General features: G+C 70.6%; 11 protein-coding genes. 5 read left to right on the plus strand and 6 right to left on the minus strand.

Annotated features, from left to right (window positions below):
- Position 1: 1 nt before the first annotated feature.
- Genes B7K24_RS05345 through rhaI form a run of 5 tightly spaced genes read right to left on the minus strand, consistent with a single transcriptional unit; the run spans position 2 to position 5,852 of the window.
- Entirely contained in the window at positions 2 to 1,444 is a 1,443-nt protein-coding gene (locus B7K24_RS05345) for a rhamnulokinase family protein (protein ID WP_084129075.1), read from the minus strand.
- A complete protein-coding gene (locus tag B7K24_RS05350) occupies positions 1,441 to 3,477 on the minus strand; it encodes a bifunctional rhamnulose-1-phosphate aldolase/short-chain dehydrogenase (protein WP_084129076.1) in 2,037 nt (678 codons plus the stop codon). The genes B7K24_RS05345 and B7K24_RS05350 overlap by 4 nt, the downstream gene beginning before the upstream one ends.
- Positions 3,478 to 3,495: 18 nt before the next feature.
- Positions 3,496 to 4,338 carry an alpha/beta hydrolase gene (locus B7K24_RS05355; RefSeq protein WP_084129077.1) on the minus strand — a complete coding sequence of 281 codons (843 nt, stop codon included), beginning with the start codon at positions 4,336 to 4,338 and terminating at the stop codon, positions 3,496 to 3,498.
- Complete coding sequence (locus B7K24_RS05360; protein WP_084129078.1) at positions 4,335 to 4,682, minus strand: L-rhamnose mutarotase; 348 nt, start codon at positions 4,680 to 4,682, stop codon at positions 4,335 to 4,337. The genes B7K24_RS05355 and B7K24_RS05360 overlap by 4 nt, the downstream gene beginning before the upstream one ends.
- A gap of 3 nt (positions 4,683 to 4,685) precedes the next feature.
- Positions 4,686 to 5,852, minus strand: a complete 1,167-nt coding sequence (gene rhaI / locus B7K24_RS05365) for an L-rhamnose isomerase (protein WP_084129079.1) — start codon at positions 5,850 to 5,852, stop codon at positions 4,686 to 4,688.
- Positions 5,853 to 6,154: 302 nt separating this feature from the next.
- Between rhaI and B7K24_RS05370 the strand changes: the two genes are divergently transcribed.
- The 3 genes from B7K24_RS05370 (at position 6,155) to B7K24_RS05380 (ending at position 8,372) form a co-directional block, all read left to right on the plus strand.
- On the plus strand, positions 6,155 to 7,183 hold the full coding sequence (locus tag B7K24_RS05370) for a LacI family DNA-binding transcriptional regulator (protein WP_084129080.1): 1,029 nt from the start codon (positions 6,155 to 6,157) through the stop codon (positions 7,181 to 7,183).
- Positions 7,184 to 7,272: 89 nt separating this feature from the next.
- Positions 7,273 to 7,605: a hypothetical protein gene (locus B7K24_RS05375; protein ID WP_084129081.1), complete on the plus strand. Its 333-nt coding sequence runs from the start codon at positions 7,273 to 7,275 to the stop codon at positions 7,603 to 7,605.
- 8 nt (positions 7,606 to 7,613) lie between these two features.
- Positions 7,614 to 8,372, plus strand: coding sequence for an MBL fold metallo-hydrolase (locus B7K24_RS05380; RefSeq protein WP_084129082.1), 759 nt, complete (start codon positions 7,614 to 7,616; stop codon positions 8,370 to 8,372).
- On the opposite strand, the gene B7K24_RS05385 is transcribed toward B7K24_RS05380, so the two are convergent.
- Positions 8,369 to 9,328 (minus strand): serine hydrolase, encoded by a 960-nt coding sequence (locus tag B7K24_RS05385; protein WP_084129083.1) that lies wholly within the window; start codon positions 9,326 to 9,328, stop codon positions 8,369 to 8,371. The two genes, B7K24_RS05380 and B7K24_RS05385, sit on opposite strands and share 4 nt — an antisense overlap.
- Positions 9,329 to 9,430: 102 nt before the next feature.
- Here B7K24_RS05385 and argS point away from each other — a divergent pair, with 102 nt between their 5' ends.
- Both argS and lysA read left to right on the plus strand, forming a co-directional pair.
- Complete coding sequence (argS, locus tag B7K24_RS05390) at positions 9,431 to 11,107, plus strand: arginine--tRNA ligase (RefSeq protein ID WP_084129084.1); 1,677 nt, start codon at positions 9,431 to 9,433, stop codon at positions 11,105 to 11,107.
- Positions 11,108 to 11,112: 5 nt separating this feature from the next.
- Positions 11,113 to 12,447: a diaminopimelate decarboxylase gene (gene lysA, locus B7K24_RS05395; protein WP_084129085.1), complete on the plus strand. Its 1,335-nt coding sequence runs from the start codon at positions 11,113 to 11,115 to the stop codon at positions 12,445 to 12,447.
- Positions 12,448 to 12,466: the final 19 nt, after the last annotated feature.

The following is a 12,466-nucleotide window of genomic DNA, read 5'->3' on the forward strand; positions in this document are numbered from 1 at the left end:
TTCATCGGGTGCCTCCCTGAGGCTCGTGCGTGCGGACGTTTTGCGTGCGCGCCACGAGGTCGCGCAGCGATTCGATGCTCTCACCCGTTGCGCCGAGCGAGCGCGCCTGCACCAGCACGTTGCCCAGCGCGGTCGCCTCGACGGGGCCGGCGACTACGGGAAGGCCGGACCTGTCTGCCGTGCGCTGGCACAACAGCCGGTTCTGGGAGCCACCGCCGGTGAGGTGGATGGTGTCGACGGCCTGGCCGGACAGGCGCGAGGCCTCGGCGACCGTGTCAGCGAACGCGGCCGCGAGCGACTCGATGATGCAGCGGGCCATCTCGGCCCGCGATGACGGTGCCGGCAGCCCGCGCTCCGTGAGCCACTGCGCAATCCGCGCCGGCATGTCTCCGGGCGCAAGGAAGGAGTCGTCATTGGCGTCGAATACGGGAACGTCGTCGCCGACCGCATCGGCCTCGGCGAGTAGGCGTTCGAGGTCCACGCTCTCTCCGCCGCGCTCCCAGGTGCGAATCGTCTCGCTCAGCAGCCACAGGCCCATGACGTTGTGGAGGAACCTTGTGCGGCCATCCACGCCGCCCTCGTTGGTGAAGTTCGCCTCGCGCGCCGCGTCGGTCAGCACCGGCGCCTCGGTCTCGACGCCCACCAGGCCCCAGGTGCCACAGGAGATGTAGGCGCCTCCCGTCTCGCGCATCGGGGTCGCGAGGACGGCCGATGCCGTGTCGTGGCTTCCCACGGCCGTCACCGGGGTGGTGGTCGCCAGCCCGGTCGCCTCGGCGACCGACGGCAGCAGAGGGCCGATGCGGTCGCCGGGGCTCACGAGGCCGGGCAGCACCGCGGCGGGCAGGCCCAACGCCTCCATGAGGGCCAGGTCCCACTCCCGGCTGGCCACGTCGAGCAGACCGGTGGTCGACGCGTTGGTGCGCTCCGCCACCTGCTGACCCGTCATCCAGAACGCGAGGAGGTCGGGCACCAGCAGCATGCGGTCGGCAAGCCCCAGCACCGCGGGGTCCTCCGCGGCCAGTTGGTACGCCGTGTTGAAGGGTAGATATTGCAGGCCGTTACGCGCGTACAGCCCCGGGAATCCCACCTTGGCGTGCACCGCGGCGACTCCCGCCTCACAGCGGGCATCGCGGTAGTGGAACGGCTCGCCGAGGGTGCGGTCGCCGCGCAGCAGCGCATAGTCCACGGCCCAGGAGTCGATGCCGACCGAGGCGATGCCGCTCTCCCAGGCATGCGCATCGCGCAGGCCGCTGAGCGCTGCGCGGTACAGCGCCTGGGCGTCCCAGTGCAGCCCGTCGGGAAGGGCCACGGGGCCGTTGGGGAACCGCGCCAGCTGACGCAGGCGCAACTCCCCGGGGCCCACGTGTCCCACCATCACCCGGCCGCTCGTGGCGCCCAGGTCGACGGCGGCGACGGCCACCGGGTTCGCGGGGGAGGGGCTCATCGCAGGAATGCCGCCGCCACGCCCGCGTCCACCGGCACGTGCAGGCCGGTCGTGTGGGTCATGTCGGGGCCCGTGAGGACGGCCGCGGCGTTCGCGACATGCTCGGGGAGCACCTCGCGCTTGAGAATCGTGCGCTGCGCGTAGAACTCGCCCAGGTTCTCCTCGTCGATGCCATAAGTCTTAGCGCGGTTGGCGCCCCAGCCGCCGGCGAAGATGCCAGAGCCGCGCACGACGCCGTCGGGGTTGATGCCGTTGACCTTGATGCCGAACTGGCCCAGCTCCACGGCGAGCAGGCGCACCTGGTGAGCCTGGTCCGCCTTGGTGGCGGAGTACGCGATGTTGTTGGGGCCGGCGAACACGGAGTTCTTGGAGGCGATGTAGAGGACGTCGCCTCCCATCTCCTGGTCGATCATGACTCGGGCGGCCGCCTGAGAGACCAAGAACGAGCCCTTCGCCATGACGTCGTGCTGGAGGTCCCAGTCGCGCTCGGTGGTCTCGAGCAGCGGCTTGGACAGCGACAGGCCCGCGTTGTTGACGATGAGGTCCACGCCGCCGAACGCGAGGACGGCCTCGTTGATCGCCGCCGCCACGGCATCGGCCCTGGACACGTCGATCTGCACGCCCACGGCGACGTCGGTCGAGCCCAACTCGGCCGCGGCCTCCTGGGCCTTGGCGAGGTCCAGGTCGGCGATCACCACGCACGCGCCCTCGGCGGCGAGGCGGGTCGCGATGGCCTTGCCGATGCCCGAGGCTGCGCCCGTCACGAACGCGACGCGGGTGGCGTGGCTCTTGGGCTTCGGCATGCGCTGGAGCTTGGCCTCCTCGAGTGCCCAGTACTCGATGCGGAACTTCTCCGCGTCCGAGATGGGCCTGTAGGTCGACAGGGCCTCGGCGCCGCGCATCACGTTGATGGCGTTGATGTAGAACTCGCCGGCCACGCGCGCGGTCTGCTTGTTCGCGCCAAACGAGAACATGCCCACGCCGGGAACCAGCACGATGAGCGGGTCGGCACCGCGGATGGCGGGCGACTCCGAGGTCGCGTGGGCCTTGTAGTAGGCCTGGTAGTCGGCACGGTAGGCCTCGTGAAGTTCCTTGAGCCTGGCCTTGGCGTCCTCGACGGAGGAGTCGGCGGGAAGGTCGAGCACCATCGGCTTGACCTTGGTGCGCAGGAAGTGGTCGGGGCAGGAGGTGCCGAGCGACGCGAGGCGCGGGTGCTCGGCACGGCTAAGGAAGTCCAGCACCACGTCGGCGTCGGTGAAGTGACCCACCATGGGCTTGTCCGTCGACGCGATACCGCGAATGGTGGGGGCGAGGGCGGCGGCCTTCGCGCGACGCTCGTCGGCGGCCAGCGCCCCGTAGCCGTCCAGTGCCGGGCCGAAGGGCTCGGGCTTGCCGTTGGCCTCGATGTAGGCCGCGGCGGTGTCGATGATCTGCAGCGAGCGCGCTTCGCACTCGTCCGAGGTGTCGCCCCACGCGGTGATGCCGTGACCGCCGAGAATGCATCCGATCGCCTGCGGGTTGGCCTCCTTGATGGCGGCGATGTCGAGGCCCAGCTGGAAGCCCGGGCGGCGCCACGGCACCCACACCACCGCGTCACCGAAGATCTTGTGGGTCAGTTCCTCACCGTCCGCGGCGGTCGCGATGGCGATGCCGGCGTCGGGGTGAAGGTGATCCACGTGGTTGGCGTCGACCAGGCCGTGCATGGCGGTGTCGATCGACGGGGCCGCGCCGCCCTTGCCGTGCAGGCAGTAGTCGAACGCCGCGACCATCTCGTCCTCGCGCTCGACGCCGGGGTAGACGTCCACGAGCGCGCGCATGCGGTCCAGGCGCAGCACGGCAAGGCCGGACTCCTTGAGCGTGCCCAGGTCGCCGCCCGAGCCCTTGACCCACAGCAGCTCGGTGGACTCGCCCGTCACGGGGTCGGTCTCGGAGCCCTTCGCGGACGTGTTGCCGCCGGCGTAGTTGGTGTTCTTGGGGTCGGCCCCCAGGCGGTTGGAGCGGGTGATGAGGTCATGGGCGACGGGGTTCGTCATGATCGTCCTTCGAGGTAGTCAGGGGGTCTCGCCTGCGAGCCAGGCGAGGACGGTGGTGAGGGTGCGCTCCGCATAGGGGAGCTCGGGGTGGTTGAGGTGGCCGTGCGTGGTGCCTGGCTCGACGGCGTAGGTGACGTCCACGCCAGCCGCCTCGAGTTCGGCGGCGAAGGTTTCGCCCATCGCGCGCAGGTCGTCGGCGTCGCCGTCGATGATGAGCGTGCGGGGCATTCCGGTGAGGTCGTGCCCGCCGGGGAAGGCGTACGGGTCGGCGAGGATCGCGGCGTCGCCCACGTAGTGCAGGTTCATCGCTGCGACCTTGGAGGGGCGGAACCGCCTGCCTTCGGGGGCCTTGACGACGGCCGATGCCGCTTGCGGGCTCGCGCTCGGCAGGCTTGCGTGGGTGACGGGATAGGCGAGGTAGAGGTCGGCGGGGGTCGGCGCGTGACCGCCGGCACCGGCCGCGCTCTCGCGTGCCAGCCGCAGCGCGACGCCCGCGGCGACGTTGCCGCCCGCGCTCGCGCCGCCCAGCATCAGGTGTGCCGGATCCACGCCGAACTCCTCGGCGTGCGCCGCCATCCACGCGACGGCGGCGAGGACGTCCTCGTGCGCGGCGGGGAAGCGGTTCTCACCGGCGGCCGTGACCAGCCGGTAGTCGACCGACAGCACCACGTGACCGGCGCCCGCAAACCGGCGCGCCACGGCATCGGCCTCCGGCATGTCCAGGTCGCCGTGGACAAAGCCGCCCCCGTGACACCAGACGATGCCGCGAGAGCCGGCGGCCGCGTCGGCCGGCCGATAGAGACGGGCGGGAACGGCACCGTCGATGAAGACGTCTTCGACCGTGAGGGTGGCCGCGGTCACGACAGGCCCGCCGCGCTCAGTTGGGTTTCGAGGTGGAAGACCTCGGGTAGCTGCGGCGCTCCCTGGTCCGGGCGATCACCATCGAGTGAGACGAAGAACGGCGCCATCGTCTCCTCCCAGCGTGCGGTACGCGGGTCCGAGGCGAGGGCCGCCGCGGAGGCGGCATCGTCATCGGTCTTGTACACGCCCACCAGCAGGCCGGTGGGGGACAGGAACAGCGAGTAGTCCCGGCGCCCCGCGTCGCGAATGGCCTCCAGCATCTCGGGCCAGACGGCCCGGTGGGCCTCGACGTACTCGTCGAGCCGCGCCGGGTCCACCTGGAGGGTGAAGCAGATGCGGGGCACGGCTTAGGCGCCCCAGCCGGCCTGCGTGCCGCCCACGCGCTCCTCGGCGGCGCGGGCGAGGTAGCCCGAATCGGCGAAGGCTTGCATGGGGTCGGCGGGCAGGCCCCGGGACTCGCGCCACGCGGCGAGGTCCGGGCGGACGTCGGTGTAGAAGGCGTCCATGAGGATGCCGTTGGCCTTCAGGACGTCGCCCTCGATTTGTGCCGCGGTCAGAGCCTCACGGTCCACCAGCAACGCGCGCGCCGTCATCTCCTGGACGTTCAGCACGGAGCGGATCTGGCCGGGGATCTTGTCCTCGATGTTGTGGCACTGGTCGAGCATGAATGCGGTGTCGCCGTCCTTGCCGTAGCCGCCGCCGCGGATGACCTCGACGATGATGCGGAACAGTTGGAACGGGTCGGCGGCGCCTACGATGAGGTCGTCGTCGGCGTAGTTGCGGCTGTTGAAGTCGAATGAGCCGAGCTTGCCGAGGCGCAGCAGCTGCATGACGATGAACTCGATGTTGGTGCTGGGGGCGTGGTGGCCCGTGTCGAGGCACACCGTGGCGCGTTCGCCGAGCGCCGCCACCTGAGCGTAGCTCGTACCCCAGTCCGGCACGTCCATGTGATAGAACGCCGGCTCGAAGATCTTGTACTCGAGGACCAGGCGCTGGTGCTCGCCGATGCGAGCGTAGATCTCCTGGAGGGCCTCGTGCATGCGGTCCTGCCGGCCGCGCATGTCGTCCTGGCCGGCGTAGTTGGTGCCGTCCGCGAGCCAGATCTTGAGGTCGCGCGAGCCCGTCTCATCCATGATGTCGATGCACTCGAGGTGGTGATCGATGGCCTTGCGGCGGATGCGGTCGTCGCGGTGCGCGAGGGAACCCAGCTTGTAGTCGGCGTCCTGGAACGTGTTCGAGTTGATGGTGCCGAGCGCGACGCCCTCGTTCTTCGCATGGGCCGCGAGTGCGCTGTAGTCGTCGACCTTGTCCCACGGGATGTGCAGGGCGACGGTCGGGGCGAGCCCCGTGTGCCGGTGGACCTGCGCGGCGTCCGCGATCTTCTCGAAGGGGTCGCGCGGTGTGCCGGGCGTGGTGAACACCCGGAACCGTGTGCCGGAGTTGCCGAACGCCCACGAGGGCAGCTCGATGGCCTGTTCCTCGAGACGCGGGGCGATGCTCGCGAAGTTCGTCATGACGTCGTTGTCCTGTCCTGCCGGGGCGAGTGGCGTGGGTGCCTTGTCGCCGTTGTGAATCGTTTCAACTCTGCCGACAGTACGGCCCCGAGCGACCCCTGTCAACACGGGAGTGCTCGCCGTGCCGCACTGCACGTGCTGTTATCGTGTCACAGACGGATAGCGCTTTCCAGCCACTCGGGCAGATGCGCGTGTCGGATGCGGCGACGGGGCCGCCGTGTGGCTCTCGCCCGCGAGCGTCCCTGCTGGTGCGCGAGCCTGTGTAACGATTCATGGGATAGGTAGACGAGAGGGCGTAAGCGATGGCAGTCAGTGTGCGGGAGGTCGCGCAGCGGGCGGGGGTGTCTGTCGGCACCGTGTCGAACGTGCTGAACCGCCCCGACCAGGTCAAGGCCACGACCGTCGAGAGGGTGCGCGAGGCGATCGCGGAGCTCGGCTACGTCCCCAACGCCGCCGCGCGCCAGCTGCGCGCCGGGCAGTCGACCACGCTCGCCCTCGTGGTGCTCGACGTGTCGAACCCCTTCTTCACCGACGTCGCGCGCGGCGCCGAGGCCCGCGCCGAGGAAGCGGGCCTCACCGTCACCCTGGCCAACTCCGACGAGTCAGGCGCGCGCGAGCGCAAGCACCTTGAGCAGTTCGAGACCCAACGCGTCGCGGGCGTGCTGCTGGTGCCCACCGCGGATGCGGGGGACTCCGTGGCGCGTCTGCGCGAGCACGGCATCCCCGTGGTGCTGGTGGACCGTTCGACGGCCGATGCCTCGGTCGCCTCGGTCGCCGTCGACGACGTCGCTGGGGGTCGGATAGCGGCGGAGCACCTGCTGGAGGGCGGCCGTCGCCGGCTCGCCTTCGTGGGTGGCCCTCACTCGATCCACCAGGTGGCCGACCGCTATGCCGGCGCCGACCTCGCGATCGCCAAGGTGGACGGCTCCTCGATGGTGCGTCTCGACACCGAGGCGCTCACGCTCGAGGAAGGCATGCGCGTGGGCGCGCAGGTGCGCGACATGGTGCGCGCCGGTGAGGTCGATGCGGTCTTCGCGGCCAACGACCTGCTCGCGATCGGCGTCCAGCAGGCGCTGCTGTCGGGGCCCGACCCGGTGTCGATCCCGGGCGACGTCGCGCTCGTGGGCTACGACGACATCTCGTTTGCCGCCGCCGCCGTGGTCCCGATCACCTCGGTGCGCCAGCCGCGCCGCGCCATCGGCACGACCGCCGTCGAGTTGCTGCTCGCCGAGCGCGAGGCCGCCGAGGGCGCCACCCGTGACCACGTGGTGTTCCAGCCCGAGCTCGTGGTCCGCGCCTCCACCCAGACCCCCTCATCCCAGACAGTTTGAACCGGATCGCGGCTCGACACGCCGTCGCCACCGCCGCAAACGGGGCGACGCACCGGGTGCCGGAGCAGGAAACGGTTCACACTGTGGGGATGAAGCGCTTGATCGCCGTCGCCGGCGTCGCCCTGGTCCTCGCCGGGTGCGGCTCGAGCCTGCCCGAGCGTGAGCCGGAGGCCGTCGGGAAGGCCGATGCCGTGGTCACCGAGGGGGACACCACGAGCGTGTCGTTCGGGACGGCGCCCGGCTACGAGTATTTCGAGGGCACCACCTTCGTGCTAGGCCCCGAGGTGGCGGTCGGCGGTGCCGTCGACAGCGCCGCGGACATCCTTGCCGGCGACGCGATCAACGTGTGGACGGGCGCGTGCGCCGAGTCCTTCCCCGTCCAATGCCAGGTCGAGGCCGTCGAGGTGCGCCGAGGTGCTTGACTAGCGCCATGACGGCGCAGGCGCAGCTCACCCTCATCGGCGGCCCCACCGTGCTCATCGAGTACGCCGGGCTGCGCTTCCTCACCGACCCCACGTTCGACGATCCAGGCCCGGTCGGCAACCTCACCAAGCTCGCGGGGCCTGCTGTGACGCGCGAAGAGGTGGGCCACATCGACGTGGTGCTGCTCAGCCACGACGAGCACGAGGACAACCTCGACGTCTCTGGACGCGCCATGCTCGACGGCGTCCGCCACATCCTCACCACGCCCGAGGGAGGCGAGCGTCTCGCCGCGGCCCAGGGCATGCGGCGCTGGGATCAGGCGATCATCCCCGGCGGCACGTCGACGGTCACGATCACCTCGGTCCCCGCGCGCCACGGCCCGTCCGTGGTGAAGCACCTCGCCGGCCAGGTGACGGGATTCGTGCTCGAGGCGGAGGGCTGGCCCACGCTCTATGTCTCGGGCGACAACTCCTCGGTGCGCAAGGCGGGCAGGGTCGCCGACCGCTTCCCGGAGGTCGACGTCGCGATCGTCTTCGCCGGAGCCGCGCGCTCCCCTCGTCTGAACGACATGATGTTGACGGCCGATGCCGAACGCACCCTCGAGATCGCCTCGCGCTGGCCCGACGCGACGGTGATCCCGGCTCACATCGACGACTGGGCGCACTTCACGCAGCCGCGCGAGGCCTTCGTCGCGGCGGTGGCCGCTGCCGGTGCGAGCGACCGCGTCACGCTCCTCGAGCGAGGGGAGAGCCGGCTCGTCCCCTAGGCGAGGACGGCGTTGGCCAGCGCGATCGGGTCCATCCCCTCGCCCTCGGCGCCAGCCACGTTGGTGAGCCAGACGAACGCCACGCCGCGCTCGGGGTGCACCCAGAACTCGGTGCCCGCCCAGCCCGCGTGGCCGAACCCGTCGGTCGCGACGAGCCCCGGCACGCGCCGGCGTAGACAGAACGTGACGCCCCACTCGCAGCCGCGTTCAGGTGGGTACGGGTCGATCGTGGCCATGCCCGCCGTCAGCGAGGTGCGCATCAGCGCGAGCGTGGCCGGTGAGACGAGGGCCCCGTCGTCGGCCAGAAGGGACCGTCCCACCGCGAGCAGGTCCTCGGCGGTCGCGACCGCGCCCGCCCCGGGGTGGCGTAGGCGAGCGAAGGCATCCCAGTCGAGCGCGGCGTCGCCGCGGAGCACCGGCCGATGCGCCGAGGAATCGGTCTCCATCGTCACCCCGGTGGCGCCCACCGGGGCGAGGGTGGCGGCTAGCTCCTCCCGCCAGGACCGCCCCGTCGCGTGCTCGATCATCCGCACGATGCCCTGGTAGCCGATGGACGAGTAGCGCGACACCGTGCCCGCCTCGAAGTCGCGGCCGGGCGCCAGCAGCGCCTCGTCGAGATCGCCCGCGAAGTCGAGCGCGGGTTCGGGGATCCCTGCGCTATGAGACACCAGATGGCGCAACTGCACCTCGTCGGGACGGTCTGAGCCAAAGCCGGCCACGGCATCGGCCAGCCGATCATCGAGCGAGAGCGAGCCGGCCTCGAGGAGGCGCCCGACGGTCAGCCCCACGAGCGCCTTGGTGATGGAGAACAGGGGATAGGCGTCACCCGGGGCGGCGTCGCCGACGGCGTCGAGTTCGACCGCACCGTCGGCGGTCACGAGTCCCAACACCCCGCCCGGAGAAGCACCTGTCTCGACCTGCGCGCGCGCCCAGCCGAGCGCCTCCTCAAAACCCATCGCGACTCCCTCGTCTCTACGGCGCCCGGCCGTGGCATCGGCCATTCGGAAGCGAGACTACCCAGGAGGGCAGCACCGTGTGCGCGCCGATAGACTCGACGGGTGACTCCCGAGGAACTTGCCGCCCAGATCCGCGCCGCCCTGCTGCAGGGCATCGACGACAGCGACTTCCAGCTGTCCCCGTTCGATGTCCCCGAGGACATCCGCGTGGAGCGTCCCCGCCAGCGCGAGCACGGCGACTGGTCGACCAACATTGCGATGCAGCTGGCGAAGAAGGCAGGCACCAACCCGCGCGAGTTCGCCGACACCCTGGTGGAGCGCCTGGCCGAGATCGACGGCATCGACGCGGCCGAGGTCGCCGGCCCCGGCTTCATCAACATCCGCCTCGCCGCAGGCGCCGCCGGTGAGTTGGCGCGCGGCATTGTCGAGTACGGTGCCGACTACGGCCGTGGCGAGTCGCTGACGGGCACGTCGGTGAACCTCGAGTTCGTCTCGGCGAACCCCACGGGACCCGTGCACCTGGGCGGTGCGCGTTGGGCGGCCGTGGGCGACTCGCTCGCGCGCCTGCTCGAGTTCCACGGCGCGATGGTGACCCGCGAGTACTACTTCAACGACCACGGCAGCCAGATCGACAACTTTGCGGGCTCGCTCTACGCGGTCGTCGCGGGTGAGGACGCGCCCGAGAACGGCTACGGCGGCCAGTATATCCAGGACATCGCCAATGAGGTCATGGTCGAGGCCATGGAGAACGGCGACACCGATCCGCTCGAGCTGCCCCGTGACGAGGCGATCGAGTTCTTCCGCGTGCGCGGCGTGCGCCTCATGTTCAACGAGATCAAGAACTCGCTGAGGGACTTCGGCGTCGAGTTCGACGTGTACTTCCACGAGGACTCGCTGCACGAGTCGGGCAAGGTCGAGCACGCGCTCAAGGAACTCAAGGAGTCGGGTGCGCTGTACGAGGCTGACGGCGCCTGGTGGCTGCGCAGCTCCGACCACGGCGATGAGAAGGACCGCGTGGTCGTGAAGTCGGACGGCAACGCGGCTTACATCGCGGGTGACATCGCCTACATCCGCGATAAGGCCGAGCGCGGCGCCGACCTGTGCATCTACCTGCTGGGCGCGGACCACCACGGCTACATCGCGCGCCTCAAGGCCGCCGCGGCGGCCCTGGGCTACTCGCCTGACCTGGTCGAGGTGATCATCGGCCAGTTGGTGAACCTCGTGAAGGATGGCGAGCCCGTGCGCATGTCCAAGCGCGCGGGAAACGTGGTCACGATGGAGGACCTGGTGGGTGCCGTGGGGGTGGACGCCGCGCGTTACTCGCTCGCGCGTTCCTCCGCGGACTCGTCGATCGACATCGACCTCGACCTGCTGGCGTCCAAGACCAACGCGAACCCCGTCTTCTACGTCCAGTACGCCCACGCCCGTACGTGCGGTGTGCAGCGCAACGCTGCCGAGTACGGCATCGCCCGCGAGGACGGCTTCGACGCCGCCCAGCTGGAGCACGAGTGGGACTCGAAGCTGCTGGGCGTGCTCGGCGAGTTCCCGCGCATCGTGGCCCAGGCCGTCGAGTTCCGCGAGCAGCACCGCGTCGCCCGCTACCTCGAGGAGCTCGCCTCGACGTATCACGGCTGGTACGACCGCACTCGCGTGACCCCGCAGGGCGAGGAGGAGGTCACCGACTTGCACCGCACGCGCCTGTGGCTCAACGACGCCGCGCAGCAGGTGCTGCGCAACGGCCTGCACCTGCTGGGCGTCTCCGCGCCCGAGCGGATGTGACGCCGATGGCGGTCTGGTCCTCGTCCGTCGCCCGCGGTGACGACGGTGCGCTGAGCGTGGGCGGCATCGACGTGCGCGACCTCGCGGCCGCGCACGGCACGCCCCTCTACGTGGTGGACGAGGCGGATTTCCGTGCGCGCGCGGCCGCCTTCCGCGACCACTTCACGGCCGCGTTTGGCCGCCACCGCGCCAAGGTCGACGTCTACTACGCGGGCAAGGCCTTCCTCGCCTCGCAGGTGGCCGGGTGGATGCGCGAGGAGGACCTGTGCCTCGACGTCGCCTCGCGCGGCGAGCTCGAGATCGCGCTGCGTGGCGGCATGCCGCCCGAGCACATCGGCCTTCACGGCAATAACAAGGCCGAGGACGAGCTGCGCCGGGCGCTGTCCGTGGGCGTGGGGCGGATCATCGTCGACTCGTTCACGGAGATCGAGGTGCTCGACGCGCTCGCGCGCGAGATGGGTGTGATCGCGCCCGTGATGGTGCGCGTCACGACCGGCGTGCACGCGGGTGGGCACGAGTACATCGCGACCAGCCACGAGGACCAGAAGTTCGGCCTGTCGCTCGCGTCCGGCGCCGCCTACGACGCGCTGCTCGCGTGCCACGACGCCCCCGGCCTGAAGCTCTTGGGCATCCACACCCACATCGGCAGCCAGATCCTGTCCGTCGAGGCCTTCCGCGAGTCCGCGGACCGCATGCTGCGCCTGCGCGCCGCCTTCACGGCCGACACCGGGGCCGACCTTCCCGAGGTCGACCTGGGTGGCGGCTATGCCATCGCGTATACGGCCGATGCCGAGGCGCTCGAGCCGTCCGTGGCCGCCTACGAAATTGCCGATGCGGTGGCGGCCGTGATGGATCCCATCGGTGGTGCGTGGCCGCGGTTCTCGATCGAGCCGGGGCGCGCGATCGCCGGGCCTGCCGGGCTCACGCTGTACACGGTGGGCATCACGAAGGACGTTCGCCTGGAGGATGGCGGCTCGCGCCAGTATGTCGCCGTCGATGGCGGCATGAGCGACAACCCGCGCACCATCATGTACGGAGCCGAGTACCACGCCGAGGTCGCCTCGCGGCTGTCCTCGTCGCCGATGACGCTGTCGCGCGTGGTCGGCAAGCACTGCGAGAGCGGCGACATCGTGGTCCGCGACGTCGACCTACCCGAGGACACAAGGCGCGGCGACCTGCTCGCCGTCGCGGCGACCGGTGCGTACGGCCGCTCGATGGCCTCGACCTACAACGCCGCGCTGCGCCCGGCCGTGGTCGCCGTGCGCGACGGGGCATCGAAGGTGCTGGTCCGCCGCGACACCCTCGAGGACCTGCTCAGCTGGGACGTCGCGGGGGAGTGACCCCCGCAGAGGCCTCACG

It is taken from the genome of Demequina sp. NBRC 110055 (genome assembly GCF_002090135.1).
Classification (GTDB): Bacteria; Actinomycetota; Actinomycetes; order Actinomycetales; family Demequinaceae; genus Demequina.

Excerpts from the sequence above, each read along its gene's own strand:
- B7K24_RS05345 (WP_084129075.1), bottom strand. The coding sequence starts at position 1,444 with ATGAGCCCCTCCCCCGCGAACCCGGTGGCCGTCGCCGCCGTCGACCTG.
- B7K24_RS05350 (WP_084129076.1), bottom strand. The coding sequence starts at position 3,477 with ATGACGAACCCCGTCGCCCATGACCTCATCACCCGCTCCAACCGCCTG.
- rhaI (WP_084129079.1), bottom strand. The coding sequence starts at position 5,852 with ATGACGAACTTCGCGAGCATCGCCCCGCGTCTCGAGGAACAGGCCATC.
- B7K24_RS05370 (WP_084129080.1), top strand. The coding sequence starts at position 6,155 with ATGGCAGTCAGTGTGCGGGAGGTCGCGCAGCGGGCGGGGGTGTCTGTC.
- B7K24_RS05375 (WP_084129081.1), top strand. The coding sequence starts at position 7,273 with ATGAAGCGCTTGATCGCCGTCGCCGGCGTCGCCCTGGTCCTCGCCGGG.
- B7K24_RS05380 (WP_084129082.1), top strand. The coding sequence starts at position 7,614 with ATGACGGCGCAGGCGCAGCTCACCCTCATCGGCGGCCCCACCGTGCTC.
- B7K24_RS05385 (WP_084129083.1), bottom strand. The coding sequence starts at position 9,328 with ATGGGTTTTGAGGAGGCGCTCGGCTGGGCGCGCGCGCAGGTCGAGACA.
- lysA (WP_084129085.1), top strand. The coding sequence starts at position 11,113 with ATGGCGGTCTGGTCCTCGTCCGTCGCCCGCGGTGACGACGGTGCGCTG.